21 protein-coding genes and 1 tRNA gene are annotated in these 19,231 nt (G+C 60.5%); 11 read left to right on the forward strand and 11 right to left on the reverse strand.

All coding sequences use genetic code 11. The annotated features are described in order from the left end of the window. Nucleotides 1–42 precede the first annotated feature (42 nt). From WNY61_RS15690 to WNY61_RS15720, 7 genes are all read left to right on the forward strand, one after another. A complete protein-coding gene (locus WNY61_RS15690) occupies nt 43–663 on the forward strand; it encodes a hypothetical protein (protein WP_342852396.1) in 621 nt (206 codons plus the stop codon). Between the two features lie 106 nt (nt 664–769). Next, nucleotides 770–2,515, forward strand: coding sequence for an arginine--tRNA ligase (argS, locus tag WNY61_RS15695; RefSeq protein ID WP_342852397.1), 1,746 nt, complete (start codon nt 770–772; stop codon nt 2,513–2,515). A 31-nt stretch (nt 2,516–2,546) separates the two neighbouring features. Beyond that, on the forward strand, nt 2,547–3,596 hold the full coding sequence (locus WNY61_RS15700; RefSeq protein WP_342852398.1) for an SPOR domain-containing protein: 1,050 nt from the start codon (nt 2,547–2,549) through the stop codon (nt 3,594–3,596). After that, the gene (nagZ, locus tag WNY61_RS15705; protein WP_342852399.1) at nt 3,596–4,603 is read left to right on the forward strand and encodes a beta-N-acetylhexosaminidase; all 1,008 of its coding nucleotides are present in this window, start codon (nt 3,596–3,598) and stop codon (nt 4,601–4,603) included. Before WNY61_RS15700 ends, nagZ begins: the two co-directional genes overlap by 1 nt. Further along, nucleotides 4,596–5,390: a ScpA family protein gene (locus tag WNY61_RS15710; RefSeq protein ID WP_007119784.1), complete on the forward strand. Its 795-nt coding sequence runs from the start codon at nt 4,596–4,598 to the stop codon at nt 5,388–5,390. Before nagZ ends, WNY61_RS15710 begins: the two co-directional genes overlap by 8 nt. A gap of 3 nt (nt 5,391–5,393) precedes the next feature. Then, on the forward strand, nt 5,394–6,050 hold the full coding sequence (scpB, locus tag WNY61_RS15715) for an SMC-Scp complex subunit ScpB (RefSeq protein ID WP_007119783.1): 657 nt from the start codon (nt 5,394–5,396) through the stop codon (nt 6,048–6,050). 67 nt (nt 6,051–6,117) lie between these two features. Beyond that, nucleotides 6,118–6,294 (forward strand): hypothetical protein, encoded by a 177-nt coding sequence (locus WNY61_RS15720; protein ID WP_342852400.1) that lies wholly within the window; start codon nt 6,118–6,120, stop codon nt 6,292–6,294. Nucleotides 6,295–6,306: 12 nt separating this feature from the next. Here the strand turns inward: WNY61_RS15720 and WNY61_RS15725 are convergent, their stop codons facing one another. The 8 genes from WNY61_RS15725 to WNY61_RS15760 all read right to left on the reverse strand — a co-directional run bounded on the left by WNY61_RS15725 (nt 6,307) and on the right by WNY61_RS15760 (nt 12,066). After that, nucleotides 6,307–7,383, reverse strand: coding sequence for a 2'-deoxycytidine 5'-triphosphate deaminase (locus tag WNY61_RS15725; RefSeq protein WP_342852463.1), 1,077 nt, complete (start codon nt 7,381–7,383; stop codon nt 6,307–6,309). A gap of 79 nt (nt 7,384–7,462) precedes the next feature. Beyond that, a tRNA-Pro gene (locus WNY61_RS15730) sits at nt 7,463–7,539 on the reverse strand. Between the two features lie 67 nt (nt 7,540–7,606). Continuing rightward, nucleotides 7,607–8,596, reverse strand: a complete 990-nt coding sequence (locus WNY61_RS15735; RefSeq protein ID WP_342852401.1) for a MerR family transcriptional regulator — start codon at nt 8,594–8,596, stop codon at nt 7,607–7,609. Between the two features lie 3 nt (nt 8,597–8,599). Then, nucleotides 8,600–8,902: an integration host factor subunit alpha gene (ihfA, locus tag WNY61_RS15740; protein WP_040701172.1), complete on the reverse strand. Its 303-nt coding sequence runs from the start codon at nt 8,900–8,902 to the stop codon at nt 8,600–8,602. A gap of 109 nt (nt 8,903–9,011) precedes the next feature. Next, nucleotides 9,012–9,983 (reverse strand): beta-ketoacyl-ACP synthase III, encoded by a 972-nt coding sequence (locus WNY61_RS15745; RefSeq protein WP_007119778.1) that lies wholly within the window; start codon nt 9,981–9,983, stop codon nt 9,012–9,014. Beyond that, nucleotides 9,980–11,056, reverse strand: coding sequence for a phosphate acyltransferase PlsX (gene plsX, locus WNY61_RS15750; protein ID WP_342852402.1), 1,077 nt, complete (start codon nt 11,054–11,056; stop codon nt 9,980–9,982). Before plsX ends, WNY61_RS15745 begins: the two co-directional genes overlap by 4 nt. A gap of 50 nt (nt 11,057–11,106) precedes the next feature. Continuing rightward, nucleotides 11,107–11,313 (reverse strand): 50S ribosomal protein L32, encoded by a 207-nt coding sequence (rpmF, locus tag WNY61_RS15755; protein WP_007119776.1) that lies wholly within the window; start codon nt 11,311–11,313, stop codon nt 11,107–11,109. 201 nt (nt 11,314–11,514) lie between these two features. Then, nucleotides 11,515–12,066: a DUF177 domain-containing protein gene (locus WNY61_RS15760; protein WP_342852403.1), complete on the reverse strand. Its 552-nt coding sequence runs from the start codon at nt 12,064–12,066 to the stop codon at nt 11,515–11,517. A 90-nt stretch (nt 12,067–12,156) separates the two neighbouring features. Between WNY61_RS15760 and WNY61_RS15765 the strand changes: the two genes are divergently transcribed. The 3 genes from WNY61_RS15765 to WNY61_RS15775 all read left to right on the forward strand — a co-directional run bounded on the left by WNY61_RS15765 (nt 12,157) and on the right by WNY61_RS15775 (nt 15,295). Continuing rightward, nucleotides 12,157–12,621 carry an outer membrane protein assembly factor BamE gene (locus tag WNY61_RS15765; protein ID WP_342852404.1) on the forward strand — a complete coding sequence of 155 codons (465 nt, stop codon included), beginning with the start codon at nt 12,157–12,159 and terminating at the stop codon, nt 12,619–12,621. A gap of 70 nt (nt 12,622–12,691) precedes the next feature. Then, nucleotides 12,692–13,414: a GNAT family N-acyltransferase gene (locus tag WNY61_RS15770; protein WP_342852405.1), complete on the forward strand. Its 723-nt coding sequence runs from the start codon at nt 12,692–12,694 to the stop codon at nt 13,412–13,414. 69 nt (nt 13,415–13,483) lie between these two features. Beyond that, nucleotides 13,484–15,295 (forward strand): ATP-binding cassette domain-containing protein, encoded by a 1,812-nt coding sequence (locus WNY61_RS15775; protein WP_342852406.1) that lies wholly within the window; start codon nt 13,484–13,486, stop codon nt 15,293–15,295. Here WNY61_RS15775 and WNY61_RS15780 read toward each other — a convergent pair. The 3 genes from WNY61_RS15780 to tyrS form a co-directional block, all read right to left on the reverse strand. Continuing rightward, complete coding sequence (locus tag WNY61_RS15780; RefSeq protein WP_342852407.1) at nt 15,292–15,903, reverse strand: hypothetical protein; 612 nt, start codon at nt 15,901–15,903, stop codon at nt 15,292–15,294. The two genes, WNY61_RS15775 and WNY61_RS15780, sit on opposite strands and share 4 nt — an antisense overlap. Further along, nucleotides 15,903–16,658 carry a 3-hydroxyacyl-CoA dehydrogenase gene (locus WNY61_RS15785; protein ID WP_342852408.1) on the reverse strand — a complete coding sequence of 252 codons (756 nt, stop codon included), beginning with the start codon at nt 16,656–16,658 and terminating at the stop codon, nt 15,903–15,905. Before WNY61_RS15785 ends, WNY61_RS15780 begins: the two co-directional genes overlap by 1 nt. A 127-nt stretch (nt 16,659–16,785) precedes the next feature. Then, on the reverse strand, nt 16,786–18,036 hold the full coding sequence (gene tyrS / locus WNY61_RS15790) for a tyrosine--tRNA ligase (protein WP_342852409.1): 1,251 nt from the start codon (nt 18,034–18,036) through the stop codon (nt 16,786–16,788). Nucleotides 18,037–18,102: 66 nt separating this feature from the next. Here tyrS and WNY61_RS15795 point away from each other — a divergent pair, with 66 nt between their 5' ends. After that, nucleotides 18,103–19,230, forward strand: coding sequence for an anhydro-N-acetylmuramic acid kinase (locus tag WNY61_RS15795; protein ID WP_342852410.1), 1,128 nt, complete (start codon nt 18,103–18,105; stop codon nt 19,228–19,230). Nucleotide 19,231 lies beyond the last annotated feature (1 nt).

Raw genomic sequence — 19,231 nt, forward strand, 5'->3', positions numbered from 1 at the left:
CGGCATGGTAGCCTGCCCACTGTGATCTATAGGTGACATGACATGATACAAACCCCCGTTCTGCCGGAAAGCTTGGCCGGTGACGCGACCTTCGCGATCCTTTCGGCAGGCCAGGCGCCCGGCCCATCGGTGGCCAAACGCGCGGCGAAGATGGGGGCTGAGGTCGTTGTGCTGGACCGCGATCCCAGCGTCTTGGCAGACCTCATGAGCCAATCGGCAGAGCGTGTCGGCGGGTTGGCCCTATCCGGCGATCTTGTCAGTCGGTTTGAGCCCCTGCACCGCAACTGGGGCGCCACGCCGCTTCAGATGGTGCTCAACCTGATGCCGCTTGACCCCGAGGACTGCGCCCAAGGAATTGATGCGCAGATCCGTGGGCTTTCTGCGCTGGTGCGCGCTTTGGGTCGTGGATTGGTGGCCGGGCAGGGGTCTGTTGTAACGGTCCTGTCGCGACCTAGTCAGCCTTTGGCTCTCGCTGGTTACGGAATGATCGGCGCCGTTGAAAGCGCCAATGCCGCGCTTGATAAGGTCTTTGGCCCGCGGGGGCTGCACTTTCACCTGATCACCGTGCCCGAAGGGCAGGCCGGACTGGCCGCAGACACCGCGCTTTACCTTGGGTCTGAGGCTGGCCGACGGCTCCGAAGTGGGCGTTTGGACCTCGGCTGACCGTGCCGCTTCAAACGCCACCCCCTCACATGGGCTTTCGCGGCCCGCCGCTTCATTGACTGCACCCCCGCACATGATAAACGGGCGGGGAACAAGGATACCCGACATGAACCTATTTGCCGAAATTCGCCATCTCATCATTGCGACACTGGAACAGATGGTCGCGCAGGACGCCCTGCCTGCGACCCTGAACTTTGACCCGATCACCGCAGAGCCGCCACGCGACCCTGCGCATGGTGATATGGCGACCAATGCCGCAATGGTACTGGCCAAGCCCGCAGGTCTGAAACCACGCGACATCGCCGAAGCGCTGGCCGCACAGCTGCAAAATGACCCGCGCATCACCTCTGCCGAAGTGGCCGGTCCGGGCTTTATCAACCTGCGTCTTGCGCCGTCGGTCTGGCAGAATGTGGCGCGGCAAGTGTTGAGCCAAGGCACGGACTTTGGCCGAGCAATCCTTGGCGCCGGTCAGCGGGTAAACGTGGAATATGTTTCGGCCAACCCCACGGGTCCGCTGCACGTGGGCCACACCCGTGGCGCGGTCTTTGGCGATGCTCTGGCCAGCCTGCTCGATTTCGCAGGCTACGACGTGACGCGCGAATACTACATCAACGACGGCGGTGCGCAGGTCGATGTGCTGGCGCGGTCCGTGTACCTGCGTTACCTCGAAGCCAATGGCAAAGAGGTGGCCTTCCCCGATGGCACATACCCCGGTGACTACCTAATTCCACTGGGCGAAGCGCTGTCTAAGATGTACGGTGACAAGCTGGTCGACCAACCCGAAAGCGAATGGCTCGACGACATCCGCGAGTTTGCTAGCGATGCGATGATGAACCTGATCCGCGAAGATTTGGCATCGCTGGGCGTCGAAATGGATGTCTTCTACAGCGAAAAGTCACTCTACGGCACGGGCCAAATCGAGGCGGCAATTGCGTCACTCGAAGCCAAAGGGCTGATCTACGAAGGCGTTCTGGAACCGCCAAAGGGCAAGAAGCCCGAAGATTGGGAACCGCGCGAACAGACGCTGTTCAAATCCACAGAACACGGCGATGACGTGGATCGCCCCGTCAAGAAATCCGACGGATCGTGGACCTATTTCGCTCCCGATATCGCCTATCACTACGATAAAGTCAGCCGCGACTTTGACATGTTGATCGACGTCTTCGGCGCGGATCATGGCGGCTACGTCAAGCGGATGAAGGCAGCTGTCTCGGCGCTGAGCGACGGTCACGTGCCGCTCGACATCAAGCTGACGCAGCTGGTGAAGCTCTATAAAAATGGCGAGCCGTTCAAGATGTCCAAACGGGCAGGGACCTTTGTGACCCTGCGCGATGTGGTCGATCAAGTTGGCCCGGATGTGACCCGTTTCGTCATGCTAACCCGCAAGAACGACGCGATGCTCGACTTTGACTTCGACAAGGTGCTGGAACAAAGCCGCGAAAACCCGGTGTTCTATGTGCAATACGCCCATGCGCGGGTGGCTTCGATTCTGCGCAAGGCCCAAGAGGCTGGGATTGAGGTTGCCGACGCCACGCTGAGGGATGCGGATCTGACCAAGCTTGACCATGATGCCGAGCTTGGCCTGCTGCGCAAACTGGCCGAATGGCCGCGTCTGGTGGAAACCGCCGCGCGCAGCAATGAACCGCACCGGGTGGCCTTCTACCTCTACGAATTGGCGTCCGATTTCCACAGTCTTTACCACCTTGGCCGCTCCGAAGACGGGCTGCGTGCGTTGCAAGAAGGGGACGCTGCCACGTCGCAGGCAAAAATCGCCCTGTCGCGTGCCGTTGCGATTGTAATTGCGGCGGGGCTTGGTATTCTTGGGGTCACACCGGCGCAGGAGATGCGGTAACCGCACCAGCGCGCCGAAAACAGGCAACCCCATGACCAGACCCGCGTGGCGATGTATCACGCCGGGCAAAGAGGCAGAGATGGCAGATTTTACGTCTTCTTCGACGACGGCGGGCTATGCGCCCGATTCCGCGCATAGCTATGCAGTGGGCGCCACGCCCAAGACACTGACAACGCTCACCAATATCGCGGGCGCCGTGGTTTCCTTGGCGCTCGTCGCTGGGATTGGTGTCTGGGGCTATAAGCTACTTGTACGCGATGTGACCGGCATTCCGGTGGTTCGCGCGATCGAAGGCGAAATGCGTGTCCGTCCCGAAGAACCGGGCGGCGAATTGGCCCGCCATCAGGGGCTGTCGGTGAACGTCGTCGCCGCCGAAGGCAGCGCCGGACGGCCCGCCGAACAGCTCCGCCTCGCGCCGCGTCAGATGGAATTGCAAGACGAAGACCAACCCGTGCAAGTGGCAATGGTTGCTCCAAAGACACAAGACGACGTGACTCAAGCCGTCGCCCGCGACACGGACGGCGACCTGATCGACGCCTCTGCCGCGATCCGCTCGGGCAATGTTCAAGACCTGGTGGCGCAGTTGACCAATGGCGTCGCCCCGCTGACCGGCGCTTCGGCTGATCCAGTAGACGCCGCCGTCGCCATGGCGCTTGCTGATACGTCGGTTCAGCCCAAAGTGGTCAAAGCTGTTCTTAACGCCCCCGGCGTGCGTAACTCACTACGCCCGCGCCGCCGCCCTGCCGGGGCCGCCGTGGTGACACCCGCCGCCGTGCAAAGCAATCCAGTCGCAGCCGCCAGCCAAGAGGTTGACCCCGCAGCCCTGCCTGCAGGCACCCGCATGGCGCAACTTGGCGCCTTTGACAGCCCCGAGGTTGCCCGCGAACAATGGGACCGTCTTCAAGGCCGTTTCGGCGCGTACCTCGAAGGTAAAAACCGCGTTGTTCAGAAAGCGACCAGCGGCGGACGGGTCTTCTATCGCCTGCGCGCGATGGGCTTTGACGACATCGCAGACGCGCGGCGTTTCTGCTCGGCTCTCGTGGCCGAGAACGCGGACTGCATTCCGGTGGTGATGCGCTGATGCGTCCCTTTGGGGCCACGATCCTCGACGCTGCGGGCCTTGAGCTTAGCGTCGAGGAAAAAGCGTTCTTTCGTGACGTGCGGCCCTTCGGCTTCATCCTTTTTGGGCGCAACATCGATAGCCCAGACCAGCTCCGCGCGCTTTGCGATGAAATGCGCGAGGCGGCGGGCCACGACGCCGTGATCACAATCGACCAAGAGGGGGGCCGCGTGCAACGCATGCGCGAGCCACACTGGCGCGATTGGATGCCGCCACTTGAAATGGCAGAGCGCGCCGGGGATCAGTCCACCAAAGCCTTTTATTTGATGTACCGGATCATCGCGCACGAATTGCACAGCGTCGGGATCGACAGCAACTGCGCGCCATTGATCGACGTGGCCTCTGCACAGACCCACCGGTTCCTGCGCAACCGTTGCTATGGCGACACCCCGGGACAAGTGGCCGCGATTGGCCGCGCCGTATCTGATGCATTGCTGGCCGGTGGCGTGTTGCCTGTGATGAAACACATGCCCGGCCATGGCCGCGCCACGCTTGACAGCCACCACAACCTGCCCCGGGTCGATGCACGGCGGATTGATCTGGAGGCGGTTGATTTTGCCCCGTTCCGCAGCCTGCAAGACCTACCGATGGGCATGACCGCGCATCTGGTCTATGACGCGCTTGCCGATACGCCTGCAACCCTGTCGCCTGAGGTGATGCGCCTCATTCGCGAAGATATCGGCTTCGATAATTTGATCATGACCGACGACATCTCGATGAAAGCGCTGCAAATGACCCCGGCGGAGAGCACCCGCGCGGCCCTTGCCGCTGGCTGTGATGTGGCCCTATTCTGCAACGGCTCGCTGGACGAACGCCGCGCCGTGGCCGCAGCTGCAGGCGAGATGACCCCTGCTGCCCAGACCCGTGCCCTGCGCGCGATGGATGCGCGGCAATCCCCCGATGACGTTGACATCGACGCCCTCAGCGCCCAGCTTGAGACGCTTCTGGGCGGGACTTTACATGGCTGATACAGCATTCGAGGAAGACAGGGGCGGGGCTGGCGGCTCCGTTGCTGACCGGCTGGCTGCCGAGGCGTTCATCATTGATGTTGAGGGCTATGAGGGGCCGCTTGATCTACTGCTGTCGCTTAGCCGTACCCAAAAGGTCGATCTGCGCAAAGTGTCGGTGCTGCAACTCGCACGGCAGTATCTGGCCTTTGTCGAGCGTGCTAAAGAGCTGCGTCTGGAACTGGCCGCTGACTACCTCGTCATGGCGGCATGGCTGGCGTTTCTTAAATCGCGCCTGCTGCTGCCGCCCGACCCAAGAGAAGAAGGCCCCTCAGGCGAAGAGATGGCCGCGCATCTGGCGTATCAATTGGAACGCCTGCAAGCCATGCGGGACGCCGCCGCACGGCTGATGGCACGCGATCAACTCGGCCGAGATTTCTTTGCCCGTGGTCAGACCCATGAAATCACCCGCGTCAAAAAGGTGACCTATACCGCCACCCTGCTGGACCTCATGCAAGGCTATGCGCGCACCCGCACCCGCGATGATTTCCGGCCCTTCGTGATGGACCGCGACAAAGTATTCACCATGGAAGAAGCGCTTGAACGGATGCGCGGGCTGATCGGCTATGCGGGCGATTGGGGCGATCTGAACAGCTATCTGCCCGAAGGCTGGGAAACCGACCCTGAACGCCGCCGCTCTGCCACAGCAGCGACCTTTGCGGCTTCACTCCAACTGGTCAAGGAGGGGCAAATGGAAATCCGCCAAAAAGAGATTTTCGCCCCCATCCAACTGCGCAAGAAGGATTGATGCGTGTCGGAAGACGTTAAAACAAAAGAGAAAAAGCTGTTCGACGCGCCATCCTTGGCCGAACAGGAACGCATGATCGAAGCAGTGCTTTTCGCAAGCTCTGAGCCGATCACGCTGCGCGAATTGGAAGACCGCCTGCCGCGTGGTTCAGACGTGGGTGAAGCGATGGCTTTCCTACGGCACCGCTACCAAGGGCGCGGTGTGCAGGTGATGAAGGTGGGCGATGCCTACGCCTTTCGCACCGCGCCCGATCTTGGCTTTCTCATGCACCGAGAAACGGTTGAGACCCGCAAACTCAGCCGCGCGGCGATCGAGACGCTGGCGATCATCGCTTACCACCAGCCCGTAACCCGTGCGGAAATCGAAGAGATTCGCGGCGTTGCGGTCTCTCGTGGGACGGTGGATCAATTGCTTGAGATGGAGTGGATCCGCTTTGGCCGCCGCAAGATGACGCCGGGCCGCCCGGTGACTTTTGTTGTGACGCAAGAGTTCCTCGATCACTTCGGTCTAGAGAGTGCGCGCGATCTGCCGGGTCTCAAGGAACTGCGCTCTGCCGGGCTGTTGGAAAACCGTCCGCCATCTGGGCTTCTTCCGACTGTCGGCGATGGCGAGGATGAGCCGGAAACCACCGAGGGCCAGAGCGAGCTTTTTGAAGATTAAGGGGCCGGGGGGTGACATACGCCCCGTGGCACCTACATCAGACGGGCTGATCCGAGGGAGAGGACCGATGAAACCGATCGTTAACATGGTCATACGTCAGGTGATGCGCCGTTTGGTGTCGCGCGGTATTAGCGCGGGCACGCGGCGTGCAGGCAAGCGGGGATCGGGCAAAGGTGGCGCGTTCAACGCGCGCACTGCGCAGCAGGGTATCCGGCTGCTGCGGCGGTTCTTTCGGTCGAAGTAAGCCTCCGCGCCCTTAGGCTGAGCGGAAATGTTTCGACAGCTTCAAACCCTGACCCTGGTAATTCGAGGCGATGTCGGCCCCGTAAAGCTGGCTGGGGATTTGCGCCATATGTTCATAGACCAAGCGGCCCACAACCTGACCATGCTCTAGCACGAAAGGCGCCTCATGGCAGCGGACTTCCAGCACGCCGCGTGAACCGGTACCGCCCGCCTCGGCATGTCCAAAGCCGGGATCGAAGAAGCCCGCATAATGCACACGGAATTCACCCACCATCGCTAAATAGGGCGCCATTTCAGCAGCATAGGCGGGGGGGATCGTCACGGCCTCGCGGCTAACCAGAATGTAGAAAGCACCGGGATCAAGGATGATCTGCCCATTGGTGCTGTGCACCTCTTCCCAATAATCCGCCGGTGCGTAGTGGCCGATTTTATCCAGATCGATCACCCCGGTATGCGGCTTGGCGCGGTAGCCAACGAGGCTGGTGCCGGGTAGGCGCAGATCGACGGAAAAGCCCAAGCCTTCGTCGATCACGGCTGTGCCATCTACCAAGGGGGTTTTATCATGCAGCGCACGCAGGGCGTCATCATTCAGCGTCGCGTCGCCGCTGCCGAAGCGGATCTGGTTCAACCGCATGCCGGGGCGCACAAGCACGGAAAAGGAGCGGGGGCAGATCTCGGCATAGAGCGGGCCTGTATAGCCCGGCGCGATCCGGTCAAATTCGGTCCCACCGTCGGTGATGGTGCGCGTTAATAGATCGAGCCGCCCGGTGGAGCTTTTGGCATTAGCAACCGCAGAGACATTTTCAGACAGCGCGAGTGTTTCCATCAAAGGCACGACATAGACGCAGCCTTTTTCCAACACGGCCCCATCGCTAAGGTCCACGCGGTGCATCTCGAACTCTTCCAACCGATCAGCGACTTTGGCCCCGTGGCCGGCAAGGAAGGACGCTCGCACGCGATACGCGACTGTGCCGAGGCGTAGGTCGAGGCTTGCAGGCTGGATTTGGGCAGTGGTCACGGCAGGATCAGCGGCAATGGCGCCACTTTCGATCATCGCTGCAATCTGCTGGTTGGGGAGCACCCCGTTCATCGCATTGGGCATCAAGCGGGGCCTTTTTAAATGACAAACGCCCGCGCGTTACCGGCGCGGGCGTTTTGTTGTAGTCGGTTGGTCGGGCTAGCAGGACTCGAACCTGCGACCTTCCGTCCCCCAGACGGACGCGCTACCAGGCTGCGCCATAGCCCGACTACGTGGGCTTCATACCCGATCTCGCAGAGGGTGCAAGAGGGAATTGCCGATCTTTCCATCGCGATCAGTAATTACTTTCGAAGCCAGGTTCGGCGGCCATGCGGACGCGCATCTCAGCTAAATCAAGGAGCAATCCGGCGACACGAGGCTGCACCTCGCGCGGCAGGTAATGCACACGGGTGGCCACGCTCAACAGCCCTGGCCGGGCTGGAAAATCGGCTTCGGGGGTGAAGTCTGGCAGGTCGATGATCGCGGGTCTGGGCGTGTCGTCAATCTCTTCGATCTCCGCCTCAAAGGGCGCTTCATCCGCGTCATTCTCAGAACCTGCGTCGTCCTGTACTTTCGGACTTGGGGCGAGGGGGCGCTTCAAGAAATCGGGCAAGCTTTCATTTGTAGCCGGCCCTGCAACTGGCTCTTCCTGAACGGCCTCAGCTTCTTCGTTGGAAGGGGGCACCTCAAGATGCGGCGCGTCGGGGGTTGTGCTGTCAGACGGGGCCAACGGATCGGGCGTGGCGCGGGGGTGATCATCCGCAGGTGGCACGGGCGCGGGGCGCGGGGGCACGTCTGGGGTGGTCTCAGGCGTCTCTGATCCTGCGACAGGTGTCTCACTTTCCGGCTGATGCTCAGTAACATTCGCGTCTTCCGCCTGCACTTCGGCTTCGGCCGTGTCTGGCGCAGCAGCGAGTTCCGCTTTCGAGCCAAAGCTCAAAACGACACCGGTTTCGGGGCGAATAATCTTAGGTTTGGGCGCGGGCCGAGGCTCAAGAAAATCTAATTCATCCAGCGGTGCCGAGAGGGACGAGACATGGGTCATCCCTTCTTCGCGAAGGATCTTTTGCACGCCTTTGATCGTGAGCCCATCATCATGGAGAAGCTTTTTGATCCCCCCCAACAGCAGCATATCCGCCGGACGGTAGTAACGCCGTCCGCCAGCCCGTTTGATGGGCTTTACCTGCGTGAACTTGCTCTCCCAGAACCGCAGAACGTGGGCCTGGATGCCGAGCCAGTCAGCGACTTCGGAGATGGTGCGAAAAGCGTCCGGCGATTTGACCATGGGTCAGGACTTGTTGCCTTCGGCAACCCGGTCTTTCATCAAATGCGAGGGGCGGAACGTCAGCACGCGGCGCGGGTTGATCGGAACCTCTTCGCCAGTCTTCGGATTGCGCCCTACGCGCGCGGTCTTGTCCCGCACCGAGAAGGTCCCGAAGGAAGAGATTTTCACCTGCTCACCCTCGACCAAAGCGTCTGACATATGCTCAAGCACCGCTTCAACCAATTGGGCGCTCTCATTGCGTGAAAGACCGACTTCCCGAAATACAGCTTCGCTTAAATCCATGCGCGTCAATGTCTTATTAGGCATTATATCCCCCATGCTTTCCAACAACATATGCTGCTCAGAAATTTAGAGTCAACATCAATGCCCGGGTCGAACGCGATTCGGCGGAAATTTTCTACGTTAGCTCAGGGACTTACCAGCGCAGGACAACAGAACCCCATGCCAGACCACCGCCTATGGCTTCGGTGACGATCAGATCACCCTCTTTAATCTGGCCGCGCTCACGGCCCACAGACAGGGCCAGCGGGATCGAGGCCGCAGAGGTGTTGCCGTGGTCCTGTACGGTCACAACCACACGCTCCATCGGCAGGTTCAATTTCTTGGCGGTACCTTGGATAATGCGGATATTGGCCTGATGCGGTACGATCCAATCCACGTCCTCGGCGCTGACACCGGCCCGCTCCATCGCGGTATTGGCGGTGGCGGCGAGTTTTTCTACAGCGTGACGGAAGACTTGGTTGCCCTGCATCCGCAGATAGCCTGTCGTGCCAGTCGAAACACCACCGTCGACGTACAGAAGTTCACGGTAGCGCCCATCGGAATTGAGGTCAGTGGCCAGAATACCGCGGTCCTCGGGGCTGCCGTTGCTCTCCTGTGCCTCAAGCAACAGTGCGCCAGCACCGTCGCCAAAGAGTACGCAAGTAGAGCGATCGGTCCAGTCCATGATTCGGCTAAAGGTCTCGGCCCCGATGACCAGCACACGGCGTGCTTGCCCCGAAACGATCAGCGCATTGGCGTTGGCCAGCGCATAGACAAAGCCCGCGCATACCGCTTGAACATCAAAGGCGAATCCGCTGGTCATACCCAATTCAGCCTGCACCATCGTTGCGGCGGATGGGAATGTCAGGTCAGGAGTAGAGGTCGCGACGATAATCGCATCCACGTCATCTGCCTCACGGCCCGCATCCTCAAGCGCTTTGCGGGCGGCTGCACTGGCCATGGAGGAGGTGTTTTCGCCTTCTGCAGCAAAATGGCGGCGTTCAATGCCCGAGCGCGAGCGAATCCATTCGTCATTCGTGTCCAGCGTCGCTTCAAATTCAGCATTCTCGACGACACGGGCGGGCAGGTAGTGGCCACAACCAGTGACAACGGCGCGCAGGCTCATTTGATGGACTCCTCAGCAGGCAGCGTCGCGGCTACGCGGGCGGCCAGCTTGTCATTGAATTTATTCTGCGACAACTGAGCCGCGAGTTTGATCGCAGCAGAGATGCCGGTTGCATCGGCAGAGCCGTGCGATTTCACCACCGTGCCGTTCAGGCCCAGAAAGACGCCCCCGTTCACACGGCGCGGGTCAATCTTTTTGCTGAGTCGGCGCAGCGACGTATAGGCCAGCAGCGATGCCAGACGCGACAGGGGCGAATATTTAAACGCCTCGCGCAGTCTGTTGCCAATCATGTTGGCAGTGCCTTCGCCAGTCTTGATCGCGACATTACCGGTAAATCCGTCGGTCACAATAACATCGGCCCGGTTGCCCGAAATATCGCCACCTTCAACAAAGCCGACGAATTCGAACCCGGTCGTATCACCCTGCGCACGAATCAGATCGTAAGCTTCTTTGAGTTCCGTGCGGCCCTTATGCTCTTCGGTGCCGACGTTCAGCAGACCGACGCGGGGGCGCTCCAGATCCATACCGTTGCGGGCATAAGAGGTTCCCATCAAGGCGAAGCGCAACAGATCATCGGCATCGGCGCGGACATCAGCGCCCACGTCGAGCATCACGTTGAAGCCCTGAGGATTGGAAGACGGATAGAGCACGGCAATCGCAGGGCGGTTCACGCCCGGCAATTTACGTAGCCGTATCATCGACATCGCCATCAGCGCGCCGGTATTGCCGCAGGAAACAGCCACAGCCGCCTCGCCGCTGCGCACGGATTCGATGGCAGACCACATGGAGCTGTCTTTGCCGGTACGCACAACCTGACTGGGCTTGTCGTTCATGGTGACGACATCCGTGGCGTGACGTATCTCGCAACGGCCCGACAGCTCGCCACGTTTGGCGACCAAAGGCTCCAGCTGATCACGGGGACCATGCAGGATAAAACCAATGTCGGGATTTGCTGTCGCGGAAAGCGCGCACCCGGCAACAACTGCTGCCGGGCCTTCGTCACCCCCCATCGCGTCGACCGAGATCAGGGTGTGTCCGGCTTTCGCGTTATGTTGATCGGGCTGGGCCGTCATCAGTGCGAATGCCTCACTGCCTTAGAGAAAACCTTGGAAACAGCGGCAGCTTAAGCTGCGTCGTCTTCCAGGTCTACTTCTTCGGTCAGGGCGACAACTTCTGCGTCGTCATAGTGACCGCAAGCGGCGCAGATGTGGTGCGGACGCTTCAGTTCACCACAGTTCGAACATTCGTTCGGGTTCGCTGCTGTGAGCGAATCGTGGGCGCGACGGTTGTTGCGACGCGATTTGGATACTTTATTCTGTTGGACAGCCATGTCTGGTGCCTTTGCCTTCGGGGTTGCTGACCTGCATAGAGCATGCCGCAACCGTGTTTCAATTCGGACCCCGTTTCGGGCGTGACGACGCTTTAGGGCCGCAGCCGCGCAATGTCCAACCTTAATTCGGGTGAGGGCGGCAAAATAACGCGAAAGCGCCGTGATGCAACCCAGTATTTCCGCGGTTTTCCGCCCGTTTTCTTAGGTTTCGTCTTTCTTTAGCGCATCGCGCAACGCACCCAGCCCCGCAAAGGGTCGGGCGTCTTCATCGGTCATCGGCTTTTGGCCCGGCTCTGCATGGACCATCTGGCCCAGTTCAACTTCGCCCTTGCGGGGATATTCCGGGACTTCCAGCGCCAGCGCTTCAATCATGATCTGCGCAGGATCAATCCACTGGCCCAAAGGCTCGGTGGTGTCGTCATCGGGCATCTCAACCTCTTCCTCATCGGGAAGTTCGAAATCATGCACGAAACGGCGTTTTATATTCACGTCAATGCGTGTGGTCACCGGCTCGAGCGTGACCACGCAGGGCTGCACCACGGTGGCACCCAGCTTACCGTCAAGCTGCCAGTCTTGCTTGCCCAGTGGCTTGATCTTGCCGACAAAGCTGAGCTTGCGCAGGGCGGAAAGTTCCAGCTCCTTAGCGATCTGAGTTAAATTATCCGTCTCGGGGCGCAGATCAAAGCCGTTTGGCTCCGTCTGTGACAGGTCTGCGACCCGTAGAGCGGTTGGCGTAGGTGATTTGCGCGACATGAGATCCGACTTTCGTTTCTTGTACACTTGGGGTGCGTTAGTGTATGCGAAATAAAAGCCATAATCCGTCAGGGCAAGAGGGCAGACCAAATGCGCAACACGAAACAGACCGGCAAGACAAGCCTCCGGATCGCAGGGCTGGGCCTTGCACTGCTTCTGACAGCCTGCAGCCCGCAGTATGAGAACCACGGTTATGTGCCGCCCGAAGATCAGCTAGAACAGGTCGTCGTTGGCAGCGACACCAAGGAAAGCGTCGCCCAAAAGATCGGTGTGCCCACCGCCTCGGGTGTTTTGAGCGATGATAGTTACTATTACGTTAAGATGCGCAAACGGGCTCTTGGCTTTATGGCGCCCAAAGAGATTGAGCGCGAAGTGGTTACCGTCAGCTTTAACGAAGCGGGGGTCGTTTCTAATGTCGAACGGTTCGGGTTAGAGCGTGGGCATGTGGTGCCATTGTCGCGCCGCGTGACGACATCGCCCGTCGCTGACAATACGTTCCTGCGTCAGCTTCTGGGTAACCTTGGCCGCTTTAGCCCGACGGCATTCGGCAGCTAAGTTATTTACCGCATGCCCCGGCGGTCGATCGGCGGGGCAGGGCTGCAGGCAACCGAAGGCGACCTCGCAAATGACCCAAGCGCCTCCGGGCCGATATCTGACGCGCGAAGCCACATCGCCCGCCGATATCACCCGCGCGCAGATCTTGCGCGCTCAGTGTTTTCAAACTGACGTTCAGCCTGACATTGATGCTTTCGATGCCAAGGCCCGCCATTTTTTGGTTGAAGAGCGCGCCAGCGGGGCTCTCGTCTGCTGCTTTCGCCTGAGCCTATTTTACGGCGCGGCCCTTAGGCAAAGCTACGCGGCGCAATTCTATGACTTAACCAACCTCGAAACAATCGCAGGCGCTTTGCTAGAGCTAGGCCGCTTTTGCGTCCATCCAGACTGGCATGACCCTGACATTCAGCGCCTTGCGTGGGGGCGGTTGGCGCAAGAGGTGGACCGCAACAAAGTGGCGCTACTATTTGGTTGCTCCTCATTTGCAGGAACCGATCCCACAGCTTACCGCGACGCCTTTGCTCACCTAAAAGACCAGCATCTCGCCCCAGCAAAGTTGCGACCCATTGTCAGAGCTCAGGACATCCACCCCTTCGCGCGCGACACACATACCGCCGATCCTCGCCGGGCACGCCAGCAGATCCCGCCGCTGCTGCGCAGCTATCTGGCGATGGGGGGCTGGGTCAGTGATCATGCGGTGATCGACCGGCAGATGAACACGCTGCATGTCTTTACCGGGCTTGAGATTGCCGCGATCCCGCCCAACCGCGCGCGGCTGCTGCGCGCCTTGGCCTAAAGCGGGCAAAACACAGGGCCATCGCCAAGGGACATTGACCTTACCCGTGCCGAGAGATAGCAGGCGGGCATGGCACGCGCACCCCTTTTACAACTCACCGACATTTCGCTGACCTTTGGCGGCGATCCTGTTTTCGAAGACCTCTCGCTGGTGGTTCAGGCCGGCGACCGGCTGGCATTGGTCGGCCGCAACGGCTCGGGCAAATCCACACTGATGAAGGTCATGGCCGGACTTGTTGAGCCGGACAGCGGGGCGGTTATTGCCGGGCCCGGTGTGTCGGTCGGCTATATGGAGCAGGAGCCGGATCTGTCGGGCTTCGAGACGCTGGGCGACTTCGCGGCGCATGGGCTCGATCCCGGCGAGATGTATAAAGTCGAGCGCGCAGGCGAGGGGCTAAAGTTTGACCCCGCGCGCCCTGTGGCGACGGCCTCGGGCGGCGAACGTCGCCGTGCGGCACTGGCGCGGCTGATGGCCGAAGAGCCGGAATTGATGCTGCTGGACGAGCCAACAAACCACCTAGATATCGAAGCGATTGCATGGCTCGAAGCCGAGCTTAAGGGCACCCGCACGGCCTTTGTCATCATCAGCCACGACCGCGCCTTCCTGCGCGAACTGACCCGCGCCACCCTTTGGATCGACCGCGGCGCTGTGCGCCGTCAAGAGATCGGTTTTGAGGGATTTGAAGCATGGCGCGATCAGATCTGGGAAGAAGAGGACATGCAGCGCCACAAGCTCAACCGCAAGATCAAGTCAGAGGCCCGTTGGGCTGTTGAGGGCATCTCGGCCCGGCGCAAGCGTAACCAAGGACGCGTCCGCGCGCTGCAAGAACTGCGGGCCGAACGGTCGTCCCAGATCACCCGGCAGGGTACTGCTGCCATGGCGCTGGAAGCTGGTCCCAAGTCGGGCCGCAAGGTGATCGAAGCGACAGGTGTAGCCAAGAAATTCGGCGACAAACAGATCCTGCGCGATTTCTCGATCACCGTGCAACGCGGCGACCGAATCGCATTGGTGGGGCCGAACGGTGTGGGCAAAACCACGCTGCTCAACATGCTGATCGGCAAGGAACAACCGGATCAAGGCGAGATCAAACTTGGCACCAATCTGGAACTTGCGCTTTTCGATCAGGCGCGCGCGCAGCTCGATGGTAATATGACGCTGTGGGAAAGCCTGACAGGCGATCCGGACATGCGCGTCTCGGGCAAAGCCGATCAGGTGCTGGTGCGCGGCCAGCCGAAACATGTGGTGGGCTACCTTAAGGAATTTCTATTTGACGAGGCGCAGGCCCGCGCACCGGTTCGTTCGCTTTCGGGTGGTGAAAAGGCGCGGCTGCTACTGGCCAAGATCATGGCGCGGTCGTCCAACCTCTTGGTGCTCGATGAGCCGACCAACGATCTGGATGTCGAAACGCTGGACTTGATGCAGGAGCTGTTGGGCACCTATGACGGCACCGTGCTGTTGGTGAGCCACGACCGCGACTTCCTTGACCGTGTGGCCGCCACCACCATCGCCATGGAAGGCGACGGCCGTGCCACGGTCTATGCAGGCGGCTGGACTGACTATCTAGCGCAGCGCGGGCAGGATGATTTTTCGGATAGCGTGGTGAAGGCCAAACCGGGCAAAGGCGAGGCTAAGGCCGAGAAAAGGCAATCTGCTTCGGGCATCAGCTTTACCGAGAAGCACCGGCTTGAAGCTTTGCCGGGGGAGATCGAGCGCCTTGAAGCCGAGATTGCCAAACTCGAAGAACTGCTAGGCGACGCTGAATTGTTCACCCGCGAGCCAGCGAAGTTCCAAAAGGCCAGTGACGCGCTTCTGCAACGGCATGAGAAACTCGCCGATGCTGAGGAAGAGTGGATGGCGCTTGAGGAGAAGGCGCAGGGCTAGACCTGCGCCTTCTCCAACGCGATTTGCGGACGGTAACCAGCGCGGAAGGCCGTGACGACACTAGGCGGCGTGAGTAAGGTCACGCGGCCCTGCGGACGCTTTTGCGCTGTCTGGTACCCCTCTGGCGCGTAAGGATAGAACGCATCGCCCGAGAGCACGCCGTTCTTGCCCTCGTGATCTAAGATGAAACTGCCATCAGGTAGGTCGTGCGCCTCCACATCCGCATGGCGGCGCTGCTGAAAAATACGCGGCACTGCGCGTTCAGCGTGAAGTTGGCGGTCCAAGGCCGCAGCCGGACCCGGCACATCGCAACACGCCCGAAACCGTCGATATTCCGCGCCCCGGCATTCTGCGCAAGGTCGGTGACCGGCGGCAAAGGCCACAGCTTCATCGAGAAAGAACAGCTCGGTATAGCGGCCCGGGGCCATCAGCTGTCGCCGACGCCCTTTGAAACTTAGCACACAGCAAACCCAGTTCTGATGCGCCCAGCGTCTTTTGGGGTGCAGACCGTCTTCATCGTGCAGGATACCGCGGTTGCCCATAAACCCACCCCGTGCGGGATGGGCAATGATCTCGCCAGTAGGCTGGACGCGGTTCTGCAGCGGCATCAGCGCATCCTGAGCGCCCCGTCGAGGCGGATCACTTCGCCGTTAAGATATTCCATCTCAACGATGAACCCGGCCAGCCGACCGTACTCCGACGGATCGCCGAGGCGGGCAGGGTTGGGCACATCCTTGGCAAGGTCGACCTGAACCTCTTCGGGAAGGCCCGCCAGCATCGGCGTTTTGAAAATGCCCGGCGCGATGGTCATCACACGAATGCCGTCCTTCGCCAGATCGCGCGCCATGGGCAGTGTCATGCCCACAATCCCGCCCTTTGAGGCAGCATAGGCGGCTTGGCCCTTTTGCCCATCGAAAGCGGCGATGGAAGCGGTGTTAATGATGACCCCGCGCGCGCCATCGTCTTCGGGGTTGTTCTTGGCCATGGCCACGGCCGCAAGCCGCGCCACGTTGAAACTGCCGACAAGGTTGATGTCTATGGTGCGCTGGAATGCGTCCAGGGGGTGCGGCCCATCGCGGCCTGTAGTCTTGATCCCAAGGGCGATCCCGGCGCAGTTCACCGCTGCGGTGATCCAGCCCATCTTGTCTTGGGCATAATCCACCGCTTCTTGGACAGACGTCTCATCCGTCACGTCGGTCATAACGAAATGCCCACCGATCTCTTTCGCGACAGATTCGCCGCGGTCGGCGTCACGATCCAGCAGGGTGACTTGCGCGCCTTGCGAGGCAAAATACCGCGCCGTGGCTTCGCCAAGCCCCGAGGCACCCCCGGTGATGATGGCGGCTGTGCTGTCTAGTTTCATGGTGGATCCCCCCGATATGAACGCTTGTTCAGTTCAACACGAAGTCTCGCCCCATGCAAGCCATGCTTGCTGAGACAGGTGTTGAGAAGGAGGAGATTGGGGGCCGTAAGGCAGCCCCCATTAACCTTTAGCCGATCTGCACCAAAGCATGGCGCTTCTTGCCAGCGCTCAGCTTGATCGGAGACGACAGCGCGCCCGCATCAAGCATCATGCCCGCATCCGTCAGCGGCTGATCATCAATCCGCGCGCCATTTTCGGAAATCAAGCGCTTGGCCTCTTTGCCGGAGCCAGCAAGGCCAGATTTCACGATCAGCTGCACGATAGAGATGCCATCGCCCACTTCCGCTGCCGAGAGGGTCAGGGTGGGCAGGTCATCGCCCACGCCGCCCTTTTCAAAGACTTCGCGCGCCGTGGCTTCGGCATTGCGCGCAGCCTCTTCGCCGTGCAGCAGGCCGGTGACCTCATTGGCCAAACGCACTTTCGCTTCGTTGATCTCGGACCCCGCAAGCGCGCCCAGACGGTCGCATTCGTCGACCGGCAGCTCAGTATAAAGCTTGAGGAAACGGCCCACATCGGCATCGGTGCAATTGCGCCAGAACTGCCAGAACTCATAAGGGCTCAGCATATCGCCGTTCAACCAAACAGCACCACCCGCCGATTTGCCCATCTTCTTGCCGTCGCTGGTGGTCAAGAGCGGCGAAGTCAGGCCGTAAACCTCTCCGTCGATCACGCGGCGCGTTAGGTCTATCCCGTTGACGATATTGCCCCACTGATCAGAGCCACCCATCTGCAAGATGCAGCCATAGCGGCGGTGTAGCTCCATGAAGTCATAGGCCTGTAGAATCATGTAGTTAAATTCGAGGAACGACAGCGATTGCTCGCGATCCAGGCGCGATTTCACACTCTCGAAGCTGAGCATCCGGTTGATCGAGAAATGCCGCCCGATGTCACGCAGGAAATCAAGGTAATTTAGGTTATCCAGCCATTCAGCGTTGTTGAGCATCAGCGCATCACTCGCGCCCTCGCCATAATCAAGGTAGCGGGCAAAGACCTGACGGATGCCTTCGATGTTGTCGTCAATCGCCTCGGGCGTGAGCAGGGGGCGCTCATCCGAGCGGAACGACGGATCGCCCACCTTTGTCGTGCCGCCGCCCATCAGGGTGATCGGCTTGCCGCCGCATTTCTGCAGCCAACGCAGCATCATGATATTAACCAGATGACCGACGTGCAGTGACTTGGCCGTGGCGTCATAGCCTACATAGGCCGGCGCCGCGCCTTTCATGAGGGCTTCGTCCAACCCTTGATAATCGGTGCAATCGGCCAGAAAGCCGCGCTGCATCATCGTGTGGATGAACTCCGATTTGGGATGGTATGTCATGGTGACTTGCCTCAAAACTGTGTTGCGCGGCAATCTATATGCGCACGAGCGGCAAAGGAAAAGGCCATGAATAGGGTCCTGCACAGGCAACATGTCGGAACCGGTGTGGTGACAGCGTTGGGAATGATGTCGGGCACCTCGTTAGACGGGGTGGACGCGGCTATCTTGCGCACCGACGGGCATGACATTACCAGCTTTGGCAAAAGCGCCTACCGCAGCTATTCGGCCGAGGATCGCCGGGTGATTGCCGCCGGATTCGGCAAATGGCACGGGGCCGAGGTTGAGGCGGCGGCGCAGGCGGTCGAGGCCGCGCATCTGGCACTGTTGGATGATCTGTTGAAGGATGAGCCTGCCGTTGAGCTTGTCGGCTTCCACGGCCAGACCCTTGCCCATGCGCCCCGGATGCAGGGCACGCTGCAAGTGGGGGACGGGGCGCTATTGGCGCGAGAAATCGGTTTGCCCGTGGTCTGGGATTTCCGCAGCGCCGATGTGAAATTGGGCGGCGAAGGCGCGCCCTTGGCGCCGTTCTTTCACCATGCCTGTGCGCGCTATTCAGGAAAGACCGCACCGGTGGCCTTTCTGAACCTCGGCGGCGTGGGCAACCTGACATGGGTTGACCCGCGTATTGCGCGGCCCGAGCAAGAGGGCGCGCTCTTGGCCTTTGATACCGGTCCGGCGAATGCCCCAATTAATGATTTGATGCAGGCCCGGCTTGGCCTCGACTTCGATGAAGGCGGCAAGCTGGCGGCGCGGGGCAGGGTGGAGCATGGCGCTTTGGAACTCTTCCTCGCTGAGCCTTACTTCGCGCGTATGCCGCCCAAGTCCCTCGACCGGAATGACTTTGCGGAAATGGTGGCCTTGGTCGGTGAACTGTCTGACGCCGATGCCTGTGCCACCCTCACCGCCATGTGCGCCGCTGGGGTGGCCGAGGCGATGCAGCACTGCCCGGCCCCGCCCGAGCGGGTCTATGTCACCGGGGGCGGGCGGCATAACCCGGTTCTGATGCGCATGTTGGATGTCAGCCTTGATTCCCCGGTGGCGGCAGTCGAAGAGATCGGTCTTGATGGCGACATGCTAGAGGCGCAGGCCTTTGCCTATCTCGCCGTCCGCGTGGCGCGCAAATTGCCGACGTCCTGCCCCGGCACGACAGGCGTGCGCGCAGCTGTAGGCGGTGGCACTGTCAGCCGGGTATAAC

It is taken from the genome of Sulfitobacter sp. AS92, assembly GCF_038900015.1.
In the GTDB taxonomy this organism is placed as follows: Bacteria; Pseudomonadota; Alphaproteobacteria; order Rhodobacterales; family Rhodobacteraceae; genus Sulfitobacter.